Here is an 18,791-nt window from a genome sequence, read left to right on the forward strand (position 1 = left end):
TCACCCCGGGCGGCAACTGGTCCTCGTACCCGCCCCACAAGCACGACGAGCACCACCCGGGCGAGGAGTCCACGCGCGAGGCCACGATCCGCTCGCGCTCGCGCTGCTGCGCCCGCGTCCGCAGCCGCAGGATCTGCGACAGCCCCAGCGCCTCCAGGACGAACACGGAGGCGAACGCGACCCGGTAGTCGTCCCCGGTCGCGTCGAGCAGCAGGCCCACGGCCAGCAGCGTCGTCATCGAGGCGACGAAGCCGCCCATGTTGACGATGCCGGAGGCGGTGCCCTGGCGCTCGGGCGGGTTGGCGGGGCGGGCGAAGTCGAAGCCGATCATCGAGGCGGGGCCGCACGCGCCGAGCACGAGGCACTCGGTCACCAGCAGCCACATGGGCGCGTGCGCGCCGGGCCAGGCGGCCACCGCCGCCCACACCAGGGCGGTCGCGGCGACCGTGCCGAGCGCGAGCGGCAGCCGCGCCGCGTGGTGACGGGCGATGACCTGCCCGTAGACCAGACCGACCGCCATGCTGGAGAGCACGACCACGGTCAGCAGCAGGCCCGCGGTCTCACGGGAGAGGCCCTCCGCCTCCACGAGGAACGGCATGCCCCACAGCAGCAGGAAGACCATCGCCGGGAACTGCGTCGTGAAGTGCACCCACATGCCGAGCCGGGTGCCGGGCTCGCGCCAGGCCCGGGCGATCTGCCGGCGGACGAAGCCCTTGCCGCCGGCGGGGGCGGTGGCCGGCGGCTCGTGGCCCTCCGGGTGGTCCTTGAGGAACAGCAGCATCAGGACGAGGACGAACACGCCCGCGGCCGCGCTGCCGCCGAAGGTGGCGGTCCAGCCGGCCCCGTGCAGCAGCCGGGCCAGCAGCATCGTCGAGACGAGGTTGCCCGCCATGCCGAAGAGCGCCGCGACCTGCGCGATCATCGGGCCGCGCCGGGCGGGGAACCAGCGGGCGCCCAGCCGCAGCACGCTGATGAACGTCATCGCGTCGCCGCAGCCGAGCAGGGCCCGGCTGGCCAGGGCCGTCCCGTAGGAGTGGGAGAGCGCGAAGGCGAACTGCCCGGCGGTGAACAGCACGGCGCCGAGGGCCAGCACCTTCTTGGTGCCCAGCCGGTCGACCAGCAGGCCGACGGGTATCTGCATGCCCGCGTACACGAGCAGCTGGAGTATGGAGAAGGTGGACAGCGCCGAGGCGTTGATATGGAAGCGCTCGGCGGCGTCGATCCCGGCCACGCCCAGGCTGGTGCGGAAGATGATCGCGACGAAGTACACCCCGACGCCGATCCCCCAGACGGCGACCGCGCGCCGTCCGCCGGGTGGGTCGCCGGGCAGCGCTGCGGCCCCCTGACTCATCGGTGCTCCCCCTGCTCCTTCGTCTGCTCCTTCGGCTCCTTCATCGGTGCCCCCGGCCGTTCACCGGCTCTCGCCCCGGGCCAGGTTGCGCACCCAGCTGACGTGCTGGTCGATGACGGCGACCGCGCGCGCGGCGTCGCCCGCGCGCAGGGCTTCGAGGATCTCGGTGTGCTCGCTGTGGTTCTTGGCGATGCGGCCGGGGTGGGCGTGCATCACGGCCACGCCCATCCGCAGCTGCCGGTCGCGCAGCTGGTCGTAGAGCCGGGAGAGGATCTGGTTGCCGGCGCTGCGCACGATCTCGGCGTGGAAGGCGCGGTCGCTGACGGAGACCGCGGCCAGGTCGCCGGCCGCGGCCTGGCGTTCCATGTCGTCGAGCAGCTCCTCCAGGCGGGCGATGAGCAGCGGGGAGGCGGGGACGGCCTTGGCCGCGGCGTACTTCTCCACCAGCAGCCGGGTCTCGACCACGTCCGCTATCTCCTGGGCGGAGACGGGCAGGACGAGGGCGCCCTTCTTCGGATAGAGCTTGATCAGCCCTTCGGCCTCCAGGCGCAGCAGCGCCTCGCGCACCGGCGTCCGCGAGACGCCGGTGGCCTCGGCCAGGTCTCCCTCGGTGAGCAGCGTGCCGCCTTCGTAACGGCGGTGCAGGACGGCTTCCTTGACGTGCGCGTAGACGCGTTCGGCGGCGGGGGGCTGCTTGGTCCGCCGGAGCGGCACGGGCGGGGCGGTTGGCATGAGCACAGCTTAGATACAACATATATACGCAGAAAGAGGGGGTCCGCGATCCGGACGAGGGGCGTCCCGGCGTACGGCCCCGTCCAGCCGTCCGCCCGGCAAGGCCTAAGGGGCCGTCCAGCCGTCCGCAGGCGTGATGAAGACGAACCTCAGGTCAGGACGCTGTATCGGCAACAGCACATGACTCGTCACCCGCACCTCCCGTCCACCGTGGAAGGGCAGTTGCAGCCGGAAGACGTCGCCGTCGCGGTGCTCGACAACGTCGTGCTCCTCGGACCAGATGCGCCGGCAGTCGGCGTCCGCGTCGAGGATGTCCCGCACGAGCGTGCGCAGTTCGGCGTTGTCGGGATTGCTGTTGGCGGCGACGCGCAGCATGGCGAGGTACGTACGGGCGCAGGCGTCCTCCCAGTCGAGCATCTGCTCGCGGGCCTCGGGGTCGAGCAGCGCCCAGCGCATGAGATTGGCACCGGGCTTGAGCACCCAGGGAAACCACTCGCTCATGAGGGAATTCGCCGCGACGATATTCCAGGCCACGTCGGAGAGATAGGCGGGATAGGTCACCTGCTGTTCCAGCAGGGCTTTGACGCCGTGCGGCAGATCGCCCGCGGCGCCCGGTTCGCGGGAGAGTCCTCCGGGCGGGCGGCGGCCGCACACGGCGAGAAAGAGCGTGAGCGTCTCGGCCTCGCTCAGTTGCAGTGCGCGGGCGACCCGGAGCAGGAAATTCTCGGAGAAGTCCTGACGGCGGCCGGCCTCCAGCGCGCGGTACCAGCCCTCGCTCACTCCGGTGAGCCGGGCCACGTGGGCCTGGGAAAGGCGGCGGCCGGGGCGCGGGAAGACACCGCGCAGCTCACGGACGGTACGCGCGTCCACCCGGGCCCGCCAGGCGCGGAGAAGGCGGCTGATGGATTCCCCGTCCACGTGGTCGGCACCGTCCACGCGTCCTCCCATTCCGACACTGCAAGTGTTGGTCAATCTTAAGTAAATTGCCCCGCACGGGCTATTCCAGCCGCTGACCTGGCGGGATTCCCGAGGCCGCTCCGCATGACGGCAGAGGCCCGGACGCAGCTCTCTCTCCTCGCTGGAGGGGGGTGAGGAGGGAGGCGTCCGGGCCTTTTGTCGTTCTGGTTTCAACTAGTGCTTACTGCACCGGAGTATTACCCCCGGTGCGGCATCCCGGAGCGATATCGCTCGTTATCGAGCGCTATCGCGCCTATCGGCGTATCTCCGGGTGACCGGCCACTATCCCCAGGTAATCAGCCGCTGCGGATTCTCCAGCACGGCGGCCGTGTCGGCCAGCACCTTCGAACCCAGCTCCCCGTCGACCAGGCGGTGGTCGAAGGAGAGCGCCAGCGTCGTCACCTGGCGCGGCTTGACCTTGCCCTTGTGCACCCACGGCTGCAGCTTGATCGCACCGACGGCCAGGATCGCGGACTCGCCCGGGTTGAGGATGGGCGTGCCGGTGTCGACGCCGAAGACGCCCACGTTGGTGATGGTGACCGTGCCGCCGGACATGGCCGCCGGGCTCGTCTTCCCCTCGCGGGCGGTCGCCACCAGCTCGGACAGCGCCGTGGACAGCTCGGGGAGCGTCTTGGCGCCCGCGTCCTTGATGTTCGGCACGATCAGCCCGCGCGGCGTCGCCGCCGCGATGCCCAGGTTCACGTAGCCCTTGCGGACGATCTCCTGGTTGGCCTCGTCCCACGACGCGTTCACGTCCGGGTTCCGCTTGATCGCGACGAGGAACGCCTTCGCGACGAGCAGCAGCGGGTTGACCCGCAGACCCGCCATGTCCGGGTCGTCCTTGAGCTTCTGCACCAGCTTCATCGTGCGGGTCACGTCGACGGTGACGAACTCCGTGACGTGCGGCGCGGTGAAGGCGCTCGCGACCATCGCCTGGGCGGTGGCCTTGCGCACGCCCTTGACCGGGATCCGCACCTCGCGCGCGGCGAGGTCCGGCGCGGCCGCGGGCACCTCCGCGACGGCCGCCGGCTCCTCCGCGACCGGGGCAGTCGCGGCCGATGCGGCGGCGTGCACGTCCTCACGGGTCACGATGCCGTCGGCACCGGACGGAACGACGGAGGCGAGATCGACCCCGAGGTCCTTGGCGAGCTTGCGCACGGGAGGCTTGGCGAGGGGACGCGCGCCCGCCTGCGCGGCGGGGGCCTGTCCCGCCCCGGGGGCCTGCGGAATCTTTTCGGCGGCGGCGGGCACTATGGGCGCCGGTGCCGCGGGCGCGCCCGGGGCGCGGCCGTTGAGCTCGGCCTGGACGGCGGCGGCGACCGGAGCGGCCGCCTGCTGCGCAGGCTGCTTGCGCGCGCGGCGCTTCGTGGACGAGGGCGCCGCCCCGTAGCCGACGAGCACGGCCTGCCGCCCCTGCGGCTCCTCCGGCTCGGCGGCGGGCGCTGCCGCGGCCTCGCCCGGCTCCGGGGAGGCCGGCGCGGCCGGCCCCGCCCCCGGCTGGGTGTCCACCGAGATGATCACCTGGCCGACGTCGACGGTCGTCCCCTCGGGGAAGCGCAGCTCGTGCACGACCCCGTCGAAGGGGATCGGCAGCTCCACGGCGGCCTTGGCCGTCTCCACCTCGCACACCACCTGCCCGTCGGCGACGGTGTCGCCGACGGCCACGTACCACTTGAGGATCTCGGCCTCGGTGAGCCCCTCGCCCACGTCGGGCATCTTGAACTCGCGGAAGCGCTGGTCGTTCGCGGTCCTTGCAGTCATGGTCACGACTCTCCTCAAACCCCTCAGTACGCCAGCGCGCGGTCGACGGCGTCGAGCACCCGGTCCAGACCCGGAAGGTACTCGTCCTCGAGCCGGGACGGCGGGTAGGGCGCGTGATATCCGCCGACCCGCAGGACCGGTGCCTCCAGGTGGTAGAAGCAGCGCTCCGTGATCCGGGCGGCGATCTCCGCACCGGTGCCCAGGAAGACCGGGGCCTCGTGGACGACGACCAGGCGGCGGGTGCGCTCCACGGACGCCTGGATCGCGTCGAAGTCGACGGGCGACATCGAGCGCAGGTCCAGGACCTCCAGGGACTTGCCCTCCTCCTCGGCCGCGGCGGCGGCCTCCAGACAGGTCTTCACCATCGGGCCGTAGGCGGCGAGGGTGAGGTCCGCGCCCGGGCGGGCGACGCGGGCGGCGTGCAGGGGGGCCGGGATGGCCTCCGTGTCGAGCTCGGACTTGTCGTGGTAGCGGCGCTTGGGCTCGAAGTAGATCACCGGGTCGTCGCTCTGGATGGCCTGCTGGAGCATCCAGTAGGCGTCCGAGGCGTTCGACGGGGAGACCACCTTCAGGCCCGCGACGTGCGCGAACAGGGTCTCGGGCGACTCGCTGTGGTGCTCGACGGCACCGATGGCGCCGCCGTAGGGGATGCGGATGACGACCGGCAGCTTGATCTTGCCGAGCGCACGGGCGTGCATCTTGGCCAGCTGGGTGACGATCTGGTCGTACGCCGGGAAGACGAAACCGTCGAACTGGATCTCGACGACGGGACGGTAGCCGCGCAGGGCCAGGCCGATCGCGGTGCCGACGATGCCGGACTCGGCGAGCGGGGTGTCGATGACCCGCTCCTCGCCGAAGTCCTTCTGCAGGCCGTCGGTGACGCGGAAGACGCCGCCGAGCTTGCCGACGTCCTCGCCCATGACGAGGACCTTGGGGTCGTTCTCGAGCGCGGTGCGCAGCGAGGCGTTGATCGCCTTGACGATCGAGAGCTTCTGGGCGGTCATCAGTGGCTCTCCTCGGCGAACGAAGCCTGGTAGGCGGCGAACTGGGCGCGCTCCTCGTCGACGAGGGCGTGGCCGTCGGCGTAGATGTTGTCGAAGATCGCCATGTTGTCGGGGTCCGGCATGGTGCGGACGCGGTCGCGCACGTGCTTGGCGAGCTCGTCGGCCTCGGTCTCCAGGGCGGCGAAGAAGGCCTCGTCGGCGTGGCCCTCGCGCTCCAGGTACGCGCGCAGGCGCGCGATCGGGTCCTTGGCCTCCCACAGCTCGCGCTCCTCGTCGCGGCGGTAGCGCGTCGGGTCGTCGGAGGTGGTGTGGGCGCCCATGCGGTACGTGAAGGCCTCGATGAGCATCGGGCCCTCGCCGGTGCGGGCCCGGTCGAGGGCGGCCTTGGTGACCGCGAGGCAGGCGAGGACGTCGTTGCCGTCGACGCGGACGCCGGGGAAGCCGTAGCCCTGCGCGCGCTGGTAGAGCGGGACGCGGGTCTGCTTCTCGGTGGGCTCGGAGATGGCCCACTGGTTGTTCTGGCAGAAGAAGACGACCGGGGCGTTGTAGACGGCCGCGAAGGTGAACGCCTCGGCCACGTCGCCCTGGCTGGAGGCGCCGTCGCCGAAGTAGGCGATGACGGCGGAGTCGGCGCCGTCCTTGGTGATGCCCATGGCGTAACCGGTCGCGTGCAGCGCCTGCGAGCCGATGACGATCGTGTACAGGTGGAAGTTGTTCTCGTTCGGGTCCCAGCCGCCGTTGTTCACGCCGCGGAACATGCCGAGGAGGTTGGTGGGGTCGACCCCGCGGCACCAGGCCACGCCGTGCTCGCGGTAGGTCGGGAAGACGTAGTCGTCCGGGCGTGTCGCCCGCCCGGAGCCGATCTGGGCGGCCTCCTGGCCCAGCAGGGAGGCCCACAGGCCCAGTTCGCCCTGGCGCTGCAGCGTGGTCGCCTCGGCGTCGAACCGGCGGGTCAGCACCATGTCGCGGTACAGGCCACGCAGTTCCTCGGCGGTCAGGTCGATGGAGTAGTCGGGGTGCTCGACCCGCTCGCCCTCCGGCGTCAGCAGCTGTACGAGCTCGGGTGCGCCCGCCGCCGTGGCGGTCTTGGCGCCGGCGCGCTTGCTGCCGCCGCGGCGCGGCTTGCGCGCGGCAGTGCTGTCCACAGTCACGTGTGCTCCTCCGTCTGTCCGGCCCCCGGGGTCGCCGGCGGCCAGAGGGGGTTCCCCCGCCGTGAGGCAGGAGAATGCTCGCTCGATCCCCGACGGCACACGGGGTGGGTGTGCCGAGGCCGGAACCGGGCGTGACAGGCGCCCCGGCGAAAGGCCTGCAATAAGCACGTTACCCAGAAGGCCGCATTCCTGCGAAACCCCGCCTGACCTGCAATTTTGCTTGGATTTCCAAGTAAATCGAGAAAGCGGGGCGACGCTCCTGGTCACGACCTTGTGAGCACAGCCCGTGCGGGCTGCCGGAACGACGGCACGTTATCCCGGAGGACAAGAGCAGGGGAAGACTCGGTGTGTGAGACTGGCCCTGTGCCCGAACAAGGAAAAATCACGGTATTTCTGCTCGATGACCACGAGGTTGTCCGGCGCGGGGTGCACGAGATGCTCTCCGTCGAGGCCGACATCGAGGTCGTCGGGGAGGCCGGTACGGCCGCCGACGCACTGGTGCGCATTCCGGCCGTGCGGCCGGACGTCGCTGTTCTGGACGTTCGCCTTCCGGATGGCAGCGGCGTCGAAGTCTGCCGGGAAATCCGTTCGCAGGATGAGCACATCAAATGCCTCATGCTCACCTCCTTCGCCGATGACGAGGCGCTCTTCGACGCGATCATGGCGGGCGCGTCCGGTTACGTACTGAAAGCCATTCGTGGCAATGAGTTGCTCGCCGCCGTGCGGGACGTGGCCGCCGGGAAATCCCTGCTCGACCCCGTGGCGACGGCGCGGGTGCTGGAGCGGCTGCGCGACGGCAAGGCCCCCCGCGGCGACGAGCGGCTCGCGAGCCTGACCGACCAGGAGCGGCGGATCCTGGACCTGATCGGCGAGGGCCTGACCAACCGCGTGATCGGCGAGCGCCTGCACCTGGCCGAGAAGACGATCAAGAACTACGTCTCCAGCCTGCTCTCCAAGCTCGGCATGGAACGCCGCTCCCAGGCGGCGGCGTACGTGGCCCGGCTGCAGGCCGAGAAGCGGTGAACGTACGGTAAACCGGTGATTCGGGACCAATGTCCCGGGCTATAGGGGCGGGTGCCCCTATAGGCGGGTGGGACAGGCGTGCACAGTGGTGCCATGCTCTCCGCGCAGCCCGACCGATACCGAGCCCTCGAACTGCTCGACCGCACCCCCTACGGCCGTCTTTCGGTCAGCATGCGCGCACTCCCCTTCGTCACCGTCGCCCGCCACGTCGTCTCCGGCGAGAGCGTCCTGCTCCGCCTCCACGGCGACTTCGGCTACGCGCAGGCCTGCGACGGCAACGTCGTCGCGTACGGCGCCGACAACCTCAGCGGCCGCAGCGAGGGCGACGAGGCCGTGTGGACCGTGCAATTCGTCGGCACGGCACGCCTCTTCGTCCCCTCCGGGGACGACCTGGAGCGCTTCGGCCGGCCGCCCCGCCTCGCGGACGCGGCCCCCTTCCGCCCCGAATACCTGTGCATCGAACCGCAGTTCATCACCCTGCATCACCTCGAAGGGGTCCCCGCGCGACAGGCCGCGCACTCAGCGTGATCTAACATTTGGGACGTGCCACGCTCACTTGTCACCGATGTCCCGCCCGACGCCAAACCCGACGACATCGGACCTGACACCGGCACCCTGCGGACCCTGCTGCGCCGCTACGACCGGGCCGGCGAACCCCTCTCCTGCACGCCCCTGACCGAGGGCCTCCTCAACCGCGGCTACCGCCTCACCACCACCCGCGGCCGCTTCTTCCTCAAGCACCACCTCGACGGCGACGAAGCCGCCATCGCCCGCCAGCACGACGTCACGCTGCGCCTGGCCGCCCTCGGCCTGCCCGTCGCCCCGCCCGTGGCCCGCACGGACGGCACGACCGTCACCGTCCTCGGCGGCCGCTGCTACGCCCTCCACCCCTGGGTCGACGGCCGCCACCGCGACGGCGGCGAACTGACCCGCGCCCAGTCGCGCAAGCTCGGCGCCCTGCTGGGCCACGTCCACACCTGCCTGGCGAAGGTCTGCCGCGAAGAGCCCCCCGACGGCCCCCCGGGGGCCGCAGAAGGCCCTGGAGGGGCCTGTGAGGGCCCGGGAAGGGCCCGGCGGCCCGCAGACGCCTCGGCGGACCCCCAGGACACGTACGCCCTCATCGAGGAGCTCCTCGCGCTCGTGCGCCGCGGCCCCGGCAGCCGGCCCCGCGACTCCTTCGACGAACTCGCCGAGCACCGGCTGATCGAACGCCGCGCCCTGCTGGAGCGCCACGCCCACCGCCGCCCCGCCGACGGCACCGCCCCCGGCTGGGTGCACGGCGACTTCCACCCGCTCAACCTGCTCTACCGCGGCGGCGAACCGGCCGCGATCGTCGACTGGGACCGGCTCGGCGTGCAGCCCCGCGCCGAGGAGGCCGTCCGCGCGGCCGTCATCTTCTTCCTGCGCCCCGACGGCACGCTGGACCTCGCGAAGATACGCCCCTACGCGCGCGCGTACCGGCGGGCGAGCGGCGCCGACCCGGCCGAGCTGGGCGCGGCCGTGCACCGCGTGTGGTGGGAGCGGCTGAACGACTTCTGGATGCTGCGCTGGCGCTACCAGCTGGGCGACCACCGCGCGGACCCCGGCTTCCCGGCCTCGGCGGCGCTGACGGTCTGGTGGACGCGGTCGTACGAGGCGGTGCGGGACGCGTTCACGGAGTGAGGGCCGGAGGTCCTCCGGCGACCGGCGGCCCCGCAGCCGCCGGCGGTCTCCCGAGGGCCGGCGGTCCCCCGACGACCGAGGGCACCCGATGCGTCATCGGGTGCCCTCACGTACTTGCTGCTGATGACCGGCCGGCTCAGCCGCCCGGGGTCGTGTTGCCGGCCGTGCTGCCCTGACCGGTGGTGGTGCCGGTGCTGCCGCTCTGCCCGGTCGTGGTGCCCGTGGTCGTACCGGTGCTGCCCGACTGGCCCGTGGTGGTGCCGGGCTTGTTGTCGCCGCCGCCGGTGGACGGCTTGGTCGACGGGTCGGGCTGGGTCGACGGGTCCGTGGACGGCGGAGCGCTGGACGGCGGAGCGGACGTCCCGTGCGACGGCTTGCGCCGGCCGCCGGTGCCCTCGTCGGTGTCCGTGGTGTCGTCCTCGCTGTCCGAGTCGCGCTGACGGCCGGTGTCGCCCGTGGTGCCGTTGTGGCCCGTGGCGGGGGACTTCTGGGCGTCGGGGCTCTGCGAGCCGGAGGGACCGGGAGTGGAGGGGCCCACGGACGTCTTGTCCTTGGTGGGCTTCTTCCCCTCGCCGCCGCTCGTCTGGAACGACTTCAGCGCGTAGACCACGCCCGCCACCAGCACGATCGCCACCACGGCGGCGATCAGCAGCATCCTGCCCTTGCCGCCGCCCCGGCCGCCGCCACCGCCGTAGCCGTCGAACCCGCCGTCGTCGCCGTGGCGGGGCGGCAGTATCGGCTGCTGGGAGGTGTTGCCGCCGTGCTGCGGGTGCTGCATGGCCGTGGTGTGCTGGCCGCCGACGGCGCCCATCACCTGCGTGGCACCGCCGAGGTGGTCGACCGGGCCGGTGTCCCAGGCGCCGGAGTGGGCGCCCGCGTCGTGCAGCATCTGCAGGGCGTACTGGACCAGCCCGCGCATCTCCTCGGCGCTCTGGAACCGGTCGTCCGGGTCCTTGGCGAGGGAGCGCATGACCAGCCCGTCGAGCTCCGGCGGCACGCTGCCGAGGACCTGCGAGGGCGGCACCGGCATGTCCTGGACGTGCTGGTAGACGACCGAGAGCGGGGTCTCGCCGGTGAACGGAGGACGCAGCGCCAGCAGTTCGTAGAGCAGGCAGCCGGTGGCGTAGAGGTCCGAGCGGGCGTCGACGGTCTTGCCGAGGGCCTGCTCGGGCGAAAGGTACTGCGGGGTGCCCATGACCATGCCGGTCTGGGTCATGGTGGAGGCCGCGCCGTGCAGGGCGCGGGCGATGCCGAAGTCCATGACCTTCACCGCGCCGCTGTTCGTGATGATCACGTTGGCGGGCTTGATGTCACGGTGCACGATGCCGTGCTGGTGGCTGTAGGCCAGGGCCTCCAGCACGCCGGAGACGATGATGAGCGCCTGCTCGGGCGGCGGGGCGTCGGCGTTGAGCAACAGGTCACGGATGGTGCGGCCTTCAACCAGTTCCATGACGATGTACGGCACGACGTTGCGGCCGACGGTGTCCTCGCCGGAGTCGTAAACGGCGACGACCGCGTGGTGGTTGAGCCCGGCGACCGACTGGGCCTCGCGGGTGAAGCGGGCCTTGGAGACCGGGTCCTCGGCCAGGTCGGCACGGAGCAGCTTCACCGCCACCGTGCGGCCGAGGCGCACGTCCTCGGCGGCGAAGACCTCGGCCATGCCGCCGCGGCCCAGCCTGTGCGTGAGGCGGTAACGGCCGTCCCCGACGAGCCCCCCGTTGCCCCACATTTCCGGCACATCGGGCATTCCGCCCTCGTTGGCGTCAGGGTCGGACGGACCCTGGGCGCTCTGCGTCTGTGCCATCAGTCCTCGCCGTCGTGTCTGGCCGCGTCGCGCGGAAGGCGCTGCGGTGGGAAAACGGTCTTCCGCTAAGGCACGCTACAGGTTCCGCGGCGTGCGCCGGTCCGGGATGGACGCGCTATCAAACCCGCACGGGCCTGGGCAAGGCAAATCTCGTGACGTCTTGTCTCGCATCCCGTCACGGAACGGGCACGCGGCTTGACGTGCCCGCGGCCTGGGGCAGACTTGGCCGAGATATATCGACAGAACCGACGGAACGGGCCCGCACGGATCACCGTACGGACCGCCGGACCGGCGGACCATATGCCGGATCACATGCCGAACCGTATGCAGAACCGAATGCCGGAACGTATGCCAGGCAGTGCGCCCAAGGGGGAAGTAGAACGATGAGCCAGGACGGCGCACAGGGCCGCTACGCGGGCCGGTCTGTCGGTGGCGGCCGCTACCAGCTCCGCGACCTGCTGGGCGAGGGCGGCATGGCCTCCGTCCACCTGGCCTACGACTCCGTCCTGGACCGCCAGGTCGCCATCAAGACGCTCCACACGGAACTGGGCCGCGAGGCCTCCTTCCGCGAGCGCTTCCGGCGCGAGGCCCAGGCCGTCGCCAAGCTCACACACACCAACATCGTCTCGGTGTTCGACACGGGCGAGGACGACCTGGACGGGTCGACCATGCCGTACATCGTCATGGAGTACGTCGAGGGCCAGCCGCTGCGCTCCGTCCTCGACGCCGACGTGCACCAGTACGGCGCCATGCCGACCGAGAAGGCGCTGAAGATCACCGCCGACGTGCTGGCGGCGCTCGAGGTCAGCCACGAGATGGGCCTGGTCCACCGCGACATCAAGCCCGGCAACGTGATGATGACCAAGCGCGGCGTGGTCAAGGTCATGGACTTCGGCATCGCCCGCGCCATGCAGTCCGGCGTCACCTCGATGACGCAGACCGGCATGGTCGTCGGCACCCCGCAGTACCTCTCCCCCGAGCAGGCGCTCGGGCGCGGCGTCGACGCCCGCTCCGACCTGTACTCGGTCGGCATCATGCTCTTCGAGCTGCTGACCGGGCGGCTGCCGTTCGACGCGGACTCCCCGCTGGCCATCGCCTACGCGCACGTCCAGGAGGAGCCGGTCGCTCCGTCCTCGATCAACCGCTCGATCCCGCCGGCGGTCGACGCCCTCGTCGCCCGGGCGCTGAAGAAGAACCCGAACGAGCGCTTCCCGAGCGCCGAGTCCATGCGCGACGAGTGCGCGCGGGTGGCGGGCACGGCGCAGACCGCGCCGTCGCCGATCATCATCGCGGGCGGTCCGCCGGCGCGCAGCGGCGCGGGCGTCGGCTCCGCCGTCTTCCCGCCCGTCGACCAGCAGACCCCCGCACCGGGCCCCGGCGGCGTCCAGACGCCCTACCAGCCCCCGGCGGCCCCCGGGCCGTACAACGGCGGCTACGGGCCCTCCTCGGGCGCCCAGCAGGCCGCCCAGGGCCCCGGGGGATACGCGACCCCCGTGCAGCCCTTCCAGAGCGCCCAGGGCCCCAGCACGCCCCCGCCCTACTCGATCAGCCCGTCCTCCGGGTCGTCGGCCTCCGGCGGATCGCCGGGCGGCGGCAAGAGCAACAAGGGCGTCATCATCGGCTCGGCGGTCGTCGCGGGCCTCGCGGTCATCGGCGTCATCGTGGCGATCACCCTGAGCGGCAGCGACAAGGGCACCGAGGCCGGCGGCAGCGGCGGCACCACCGGAGGCACCACCGGCGGGCAGAGCCAGGCGCCGGTCACCCCGGGCGGCGGCACGACCACCAGTGGCGGCACCACCACGGCGGGCGGCACGACCACGGCCGGCGGCACCACGGGCGGCTCGCAGAGCAAGCACAAGGAGGGCGACAAGTCGAAGACCATCGACCCGTCGAAGTGCACCAAGGCCTACGAGTACTACAGCGACAAGTCGAAGAAGTCGGCTCCCGACTTCCGGTACATGTACATCGACTCGGTGAAGGCGTGCCTGCAGGCCGCAGGCTGGAAGTACCGGGTCGACGTGTCGCCCGAGAACACGTGGGGCAAGGGCACGGTGCTCAACCAGGTGCCCGCGGCGGGCGACCCGTTCGACCCGAAGTCGCCGTCGGACCAGTTCGTGCTGACGGTCTCGACGGGCGACCCGGCTTCTTCCTGAGCGGTTTCTTCTTGGCCGGTTTCTTCTTGGCCGGTCCGGATCGTCTTGTGCGTGTGCCCGGTACGTCTTGAGTGGACGTACCGGGCACACGCACAAGCGGAATGACGCTTATTCAGAACGGGCCTACAGGTAGGGGCCCGACCGCGCGCCGCCGTGCTGCGGACCCTCGCCGTCGTCCTCGCCGAGGACACCGGCCGGCAGCGCCCGGCGCATCTGCTCCAGCTGGGCGCGGGCCGCCATCTGCTGGGCGAACAGCGCGGTCTGGATGCCGTGGAACAGGCCTTCCAGCCAGCCGACCAACTGGGCCTGCGCGATGCGCAGTTCCGCCTCGGTGGGCACCGTGTCGTCGGTGAACGGGAGCGAGAGGCGCTCCAGCTCCTCGACCAGCTCGGGGGCCAGGCCGTCCTCCAGCTCCTTGACGGAGCTGCGGTGGATCTCCTTGAGCCGGACCCTGCTCGCCTCGTCGAGAGGGGCGGCCCGCACTTCCTCCAGCAGTTGCTTGATCATGCTGCCGATGCGCATGACCTTCGCAGGCTGTTCGACCATCTCCGTCACCGGGACCTCGCGCGACTCGTCGTCGCCCTCCCCGCCGCCGGGGCTGGCGCTGCCGAGAGCCATGCCGTCCGGGCCTACGACCAGGACCTGCGGGCTCTCCTGCGACCGTTCATTCCTCGGCATATCCATGCCGCCATTCTCTCGCACATGTGATTTCCCCCTGTTGATGCCCCCGTACACGCCTGATCCACCGTGCCACACGCCCTGACGCGCGCCCCTTTTTCACTCCGTGCGCCCCTTTTTCGCCGGCTTTTCCACGGCAGTTCGCCCTTGGCAACTCGCCCTTGACAGTTCGTCCTTGGCAGTTCGTCCTTTCCTCGCTTCCCGTACAGCATCTGATCGGTTCATCGCGGGCGCCTCAGCCGCAGGGCGAAGAAGCCGAGGCCGAGACCGGTCAGGGCGAGCCCGGTGCCGAGGGGGAGCACGCGCAGCACCCGGTCGCCGTACGCCGCGGCCCCGGCCTTGCGGGCGGCGGCGGGGCGGGTGGAGACCGGGTCGGGCGTCACCGGCCCGAAAGGGCCCTGCTGCGGCTGGTCGGCGGCGCCGCCCGCCTCGTCGACGGCCGGGGGCCCGGTGCCGGGGGCGGCCTCCCCGGGCGCGTCCTCCACGGCGCCTCCGACGACGGCCGGCTCGCCGGGACGTCCGCGGGCGAGGGGCGCCCCGCCCGGCGGGTCGCCGTCCGCGGATCCCCCGGACGGCACGGGCGAGGAGGCCGGCGCCGTGGAGGACGCGCCCGGGGAGGCCGGCCGGGAGACGGGTCGGGGGGCTCCAGGGCCGGTGCGGCGGCGGCGACCAGCACGGTGGCCGCGAGCACCGGCCCGGCTATGAAACCGGCCCGCAGGCCCGCCCGCTGTCGGCCGCCCATGCCCACGTCGCCTCCCTCCGCTTCCGCCGGAGCCGCTCGCACCCACCCTCACACGGGGTGGGCGGGGCGGCGCGGCGGGCGGCCCAGGAGAGTGGCCGGGAGCCGGGGGCGGAGCCGGGTCCGGGAATCGGGCCGGGGGCAGGCCCGGGGTCAGACCGTGAGGAGGATCTTCCCCACGTGGGCGCTGCGCTCCATCACGCGGTGGGCCTCGGCGGCCTCGGCCATCGGCATCGTGCGGTCCACGACCGCGCGCACCCGTCCGCCGGCGATGAGCGGCCACACGTGCTCCCGCACGGCCGCGATGATCGCCGCCTTCTCGGCCAGCGGGCGGCCGCGCAGGGAGGTGCCCATCACCGCGGCGCGCTTGGTGAGCAGGGCGGCGAGGTCGAGCTCGGCCTTGCGGCCGCCCTGCAGGCCGATGATCACGAGACGCCCGTTGACGGCGAGGGCGTCCACGTTCCGCCCGAGGTACTTCGCCCCGACGATGTCCAGGACGACGTCGGCGCCGACACCGCCGGTGACCTTGTGCAGCTCCTCGACGAAGTCCTGCTCGCGGTAGTCGATGAGGATGTCCGCGCCCAGCTCGCGGCAGGCCTCCAGCTTGTCCTCGCTGCCCGCGGTGACGGCGACGCGCGCGCCGACGGCCTTGGCCAGCTGCACGGCCATGGTGCCGATGCCGCTGCCCCCGCCGTGGACGAGGAAGGTCTCGCCGGGCCGCAGGTGGGCCACCATGAACACGTTGGACCAGACGGTCGCGGCCACCTCCGGCAGACAGGCCGCCGTGACCAGGTCCATGCCGTCGGGGACGGGCAGGAGCTGGCCCGCGGGGACGCAGACCTTCTGCGCGTATCCGCCGCCCGCCAGCAGCGCGCACACCTCGTCGCCGACCGCCCAGCCGCTCACCCCGGGGCCGAGCGCGGCGATCCGGCCGGAGCACTCCAGACCGGGATAGGGGGAGGCGCCGGGCGGCGGGTCGTAGAAACCCTGCCGCTGGACGACGTCCGCACGGTTGACCGCGCTGGCCACGACCTCGACCAGGACCTCGCCCTCGCCGGGCACGGGGTCGGGCACTTCGGTCCACACCAGGGCCTCGGGCCCGCCTGGCTCGGGAATGGTGATCGCATACATGGTCGCGAGGCTACCGCCGGGGCACCGCGATGATCACGGAATATGGGGGGCATGCTGACGCGCAAGATGAACCGGATCTCGCTGTTCCGGACCCTGTGGGACCGCACCCGAGGCGAGGCCGACGACGACCCCGAGGCGGGCCGTTCGATCGTGATGCCCGCCCGGCGCGTCGCGCCGCCGCTGCGGCAGGTGCTGCAGCGGCTGGTCATGGCCCTGCTGGTGCTGGCCGTCACCACGCTGATCGTCTACGCCGACAGCGAGGGCTACCACGACAACGCGGGCGGCGGCGTCGGCTTCCTGGACGCCGCGTACTACGCGACCGTGACCCTGTCGACCACGGGCTACGGCGACATCACGCCGGTGAGCGACTCGGCGCGGCTGACGAATATCTTCCTGATCACGCCGTTGCGCGTGCTGTTCCTGATCATTTTGGTGGGAACGACCCTGGAAGTGTTGACCGAGCGCACGCGCCATCAGGTGCGCGTCCACCGCTGGAGGAACAGGATGCGGGAGCACACCGTCGTCGTCGGCTACGGCACCAAGGGCCGGCACGCCGTCGAGACGCTGCTCGGGCAGGGCAAGCCCAAGAGCAAGATCATCGTGGTCGACCCGCAGAAGAAGGTGGTCGACGCCGCGGCGGCCGAGGGCCTCGTGGGCGTCCTGGGCGACGCGACGCGCTCCGAGACCCTGCTGCGGGCGGAGCTGGCGCGGGCCTCCCAGATCGTCATCACCACCCAGCGGGACGACACCGCGGCGCTGGTCACCCTGACGGCCCGGCAGCTGAACAAGTCGGCCACGATCGTCGTCGCCGTCCGGGAGGACGAGAACGTTCCGCTGCTGCGGCAGAGCGGCGCGAACACGGTCGTGACCAGCTCCAGCTCGGCCGGCCGCCTCCTCGGCATGTCGATGATGAGCCCCAACGTCGGCACGGTCCTGGAGGACCTGCTGACGTACGGGAACGGCCTGGACGTCGCCGAACGCCCGGTCACCAAGCGGGAGGCCGGCCACTCGCCGCGCGACTGCGAGGACCTCGTCGTGGCGGTGGTGCGCGGGCACCGGCTCCTGCACTTCACGGACCCGGAAGCGGCCACGCTGCAGCTCGCGGACCGGCTGATCACGATCAGGAAGGCCGGGGCGCCCGAGGCGGACTAGCCGCTACGGCAACCCCAGGACCTCCAGGTCCGCACCCCGCCCCGCCCCGCCCGGCGGCACGACCGCCAAGCCGTCGGCCGCAGCCAGCCCCCGCAGCATCGCGGGCCCGTGGAACCGCAGGGGCCGTACCCGCCCGGGCCCCTCGTACGTGACCGGCACGAGCCGCGTGTCGGCAGGATGCCCGGACACCGGCTCCACCGGCGCCGACCGCGGCGGAGCGCCCCCCGCGCGCCCGGTGAGCGTGCGCAGCAGCGGCTCGGCGAGCGTCAGCAGGCCGGCCACCGCGGCGAGCGGATTCCCGGGCAGGCCGACGAGGAGGCGCCCTGGCGCGAGGCGGGCGAGCAGCATGGGGTGCCCGGGCCGCACGGCGACGCCGTCGACGAGCAGCTCCGCGCCCAGGCGGTGCAGCGTGGGGTGGACGTGGTCCACGGGCCCCGAGGCGGTACCGCCGGTGGTGACGACGACGTCCGCGGTGGAGGCGGCGAGCGCGTCGTGCAGGGCGTCCGCGTCATCGCCGATGCGCAGGGCCTTGCCCGGCTCGGCGCCGAGCGAGCGCAGCCAGGGCCCGAGCATCGGCCCGAGCGCGTCGCGGATCAGACCGCCTTCGGGCAGGCCCTCGTGGAGCAGTTCGTCGCCGAGGACGAGCACGTCGACGCGGGGGCGGCGGGTGACGGTCAGCGTGTCGTAGCCGGCGGCGGCCGCGAGGCCGAGCAGGGGCGGCGTGACGACCGTGCCCGCGGGCACGAGCCGGTCGCCCTGCCGGCACTCGCCGCCGCGCGGCCGGATGTCCTGGCCGTGGCTGACGTGCCGGCTGGCCAGCAGCTCGCCCTGCACGGTCACTTCGCCGTGCTCGCTGCGGAGCACGGCCGTCGCCCCGGCCGGGATGCGCGCGCCCGTGGCGATCCGCAGGGCGTGCCCGTCGCGCAGCGGGCCCGTGCCCGGGCGGCCGGCGAGGACGTCCTGTTCGCCGGACGGGGGCAGACGCCAGGGGCCGGGGCCGGAGACGGCCCAGCCGTCCATGGCGGAGGTGTCGAAGGAGGGCAGGTCGGTGAGGGCGACGAGCGGCTCGGCGAGGACCTGCCCGAGGGCGTCGGCCAGGGGCCGCTCCTCGGCGGGGAGGGTCTCGGCGGCAGCGGCCGCGACGTCCCGGGCCGTGGGCCAGGGGGTGGAGCGGCCGGAGCGATGGGGGGTGGCGTGGTTCGGGGTGTCTTCGGGCGTCATGGGGCGGGCCCGCTTTTCGTCCTCGGCGACGTCGATGAAGGGGAAGGCGTCGAAGGCGGGGGCACGGCCGGGAGCAGGGCCGGGGCGGCCGGATTCGTCCTCCGGCGCGGGCCTGCGGGGCGTGGCGCCGACGCCTCGTCCACCGTCGACCACGCCGCCCCCGACGGGTATCTCGTCGAACGGGAAGTAGGCGAAGGGGGCGCGGGTGCCGCCGCGCGGCGCGTCGTCGCCGTGGGGGTGGGCGGTCCGCTCGGCGTGGCGGTCCGCGGGAC

Annotated in this window: 15 protein-coding genes and 2 pseudogenes; 6 read left to right on the forward strand and 11 right to left on the reverse strand. The window is 72.4% G+C overall.

What is annotated here, in order from left to right:
- Positions 1 to 80: pseudogene (locus ACSNOG_RS25890) on the forward strand (5-deoxy-glucuronate isomerase); the annotation flags it as partial.
- Here the strand turns inward: ACSNOG_RS25890 and ACSNOG_RS25895 are convergent.
- The 6 genes and pseudogenes from ACSNOG_RS25895 to pdhA all read right to left on the reverse strand — a co-directional run.
- Positions 65 to 1,351: pseudogene (locus ACSNOG_RS25895) on the reverse strand (MFS transporter); the annotation flags it as partial. The pseudogenes ACSNOG_RS25890 and ACSNOG_RS25895 sit on opposite strands and share 16 nt — an antisense overlap.
- A gap of 60 nt (positions 1,352 to 1,411) precedes the next feature.
- Positions 1,412 to 2,083: a GntR family transcriptional regulator gene (locus ACSNOG_RS25900; RefSeq protein WP_436755116.1), complete on the reverse strand. Its 672-nt coding sequence runs from the start codon at positions 2,081 to 2,083 to the stop codon at positions 1,412 to 1,414.
- Between the two features lie 105 nt (positions 2,084 to 2,188).
- Positions 2,189 to 3,019, reverse strand: a complete 831-nt coding sequence (locus ACSNOG_RS25905) for a helix-turn-helix transcriptional regulator (RefSeq protein ID WP_436755117.1) — start codon at positions 3,017 to 3,019, stop codon at positions 2,189 to 2,191.
- A gap of 303 nt (positions 3,020 to 3,322) precedes the next feature.
- Entirely contained in the window at positions 3,323 to 4,801 is a 1,479-nt protein-coding gene (locus ACSNOG_RS25910) for a dihydrolipoamide acetyltransferase family protein (RefSeq protein ID WP_436755118.1), read from the reverse strand.
- A gap of 23 nt (positions 4,802 to 4,824) precedes the next feature.
- Positions 4,825 to 5,805, reverse strand: coding sequence for an alpha-ketoacid dehydrogenase subunit beta (locus ACSNOG_RS25915; protein WP_436755119.1), 981 nt, complete (start codon positions 5,803 to 5,805; stop codon positions 4,825 to 4,827).
- Positions 5,805 to 6,956, reverse strand: a complete 1,152-nt coding sequence (gene pdhA / locus ACSNOG_RS25920) for a pyruvate dehydrogenase (acetyl-transferring) E1 component subunit alpha (protein ID WP_436755120.1) — start codon at positions 6,954 to 6,956, stop codon at positions 5,805 to 5,807. Before pdhA ends, ACSNOG_RS25915 begins: the two co-directional genes overlap by 1 nt.
- Positions 6,957 to 7,319: 363 nt before the next feature.
- On the opposite strand from pdhA, the gene ACSNOG_RS25925 reads away from it, so the two are divergent.
- From ACSNOG_RS25925 to ACSNOG_RS25935, 3 genes are all read left to right on the forward strand, one after another.
- Positions 7,320 to 7,979 carry a response regulator gene (locus ACSNOG_RS25925; protein ID WP_436755121.1) on the forward strand — a complete coding sequence of 220 codons (660 nt, stop codon included), beginning with the start codon at positions 7,320 to 7,322 and terminating at the stop codon, positions 7,977 to 7,979.
- A gap of 93 nt (positions 7,980 to 8,072) precedes the next feature.
- Positions 8,073 to 8,507, forward strand: coding sequence for a pyridoxamine 5'-phosphate oxidase family protein (locus ACSNOG_RS25930; protein ID WP_436755122.1), 435 nt, complete (start codon positions 8,073 to 8,075; stop codon positions 8,505 to 8,507).
- Between the two features lie 15 nt (positions 8,508 to 8,522).
- Entirely contained in the window at positions 8,523 to 9,641 is a 1,119-nt protein-coding gene (locus ACSNOG_RS25935) for a phosphotransferase (protein WP_436755123.1), read from the forward strand.
- A 136-nt stretch (positions 9,642 to 9,777) separates the two neighbouring features.
- Here the strand turns inward: ACSNOG_RS25935 and ACSNOG_RS25940 are convergent, their stop codons facing one another.
- A complete protein-coding gene (locus ACSNOG_RS25940; protein WP_436755124.1) occupies positions 9,778 to 11,445 on the reverse strand; it encodes a protein kinase domain-containing protein in 1,668 nt (555 codons plus the stop codon).
- Between the two features lie 383 nt (positions 11,446 to 11,828).
- On the opposite strand from ACSNOG_RS25940, the gene ACSNOG_RS25945 reads away from it, so the two are divergent.
- Positions 11,829 to 13,598, forward strand: a complete 1,770-nt coding sequence (locus tag ACSNOG_RS25945) for a protein kinase domain-containing protein (RefSeq protein WP_436755125.1) — start codon at positions 11,829 to 11,831, stop codon at positions 13,596 to 13,598.
- Between the two features lie 123 nt (positions 13,599 to 13,721).
- Here ACSNOG_RS25945 and ACSNOG_RS25950 read toward each other — a convergent pair whose 3' ends face one another.
- The 3 genes from ACSNOG_RS25950 to ACSNOG_RS25960 all read right to left on the reverse strand — a co-directional run bounded on the left by ACSNOG_RS25950 (position 13,722) and on the right by ACSNOG_RS25960 (position 16,146).
- Positions 13,722 to 14,282: a bacterial proteasome activator family protein gene (locus ACSNOG_RS25950; RefSeq protein WP_168091711.1), complete on the reverse strand. Its 561-nt coding sequence runs from the start codon at positions 14,280 to 14,282 to the stop codon at positions 13,722 to 13,724.
- A gap of 215 nt (positions 14,283 to 14,497) precedes the next feature.
- Entirely contained in the window at positions 14,498 to 14,854 is a 357-nt protein-coding gene (locus ACSNOG_RS25955) for a hypothetical protein (RefSeq protein ID WP_436755126.1), read from the reverse strand.
- Between the two features lie 314 nt (positions 14,855 to 15,168).
- Complete coding sequence (locus tag ACSNOG_RS25960) at positions 15,169 to 16,146, reverse strand: NAD(P)H-quinone oxidoreductase (protein ID WP_436755127.1); 978 nt, start codon at positions 16,144 to 16,146, stop codon at positions 15,169 to 15,171.
- Between the two features lie 51 nt (positions 16,147 to 16,197).
- Between ACSNOG_RS25960 and ACSNOG_RS25965 the strand changes: the two genes are divergently transcribed.
- Positions 16,198 to 17,298, forward strand: coding sequence for a potassium channel family protein (locus tag ACSNOG_RS25965; protein WP_436755128.1), 1,101 nt, complete (start codon positions 16,198 to 16,200; stop codon positions 17,296 to 17,298).
- 3 nt (positions 17,299 to 17,301) lie between these two features.
- Here the strand turns inward: ACSNOG_RS25965 and ACSNOG_RS25970 are convergent.
- Positions 17,302 to 18,791 (reverse strand): molybdopterin molybdotransferase MoeA (locus ACSNOG_RS25970; RefSeq protein WP_436755129.1); only part of this gene is annotated, 1,490 nt, incomplete at its 5' end.

The organism is Streptomyces sp. URMC 124, from assembly GCF_051386455.1.
Taxonomy (GTDB): domain Bacteria; phylum Actinomycetota; class Actinomycetes; order Streptomycetales; family Streptomycetaceae; genus Streptomyces.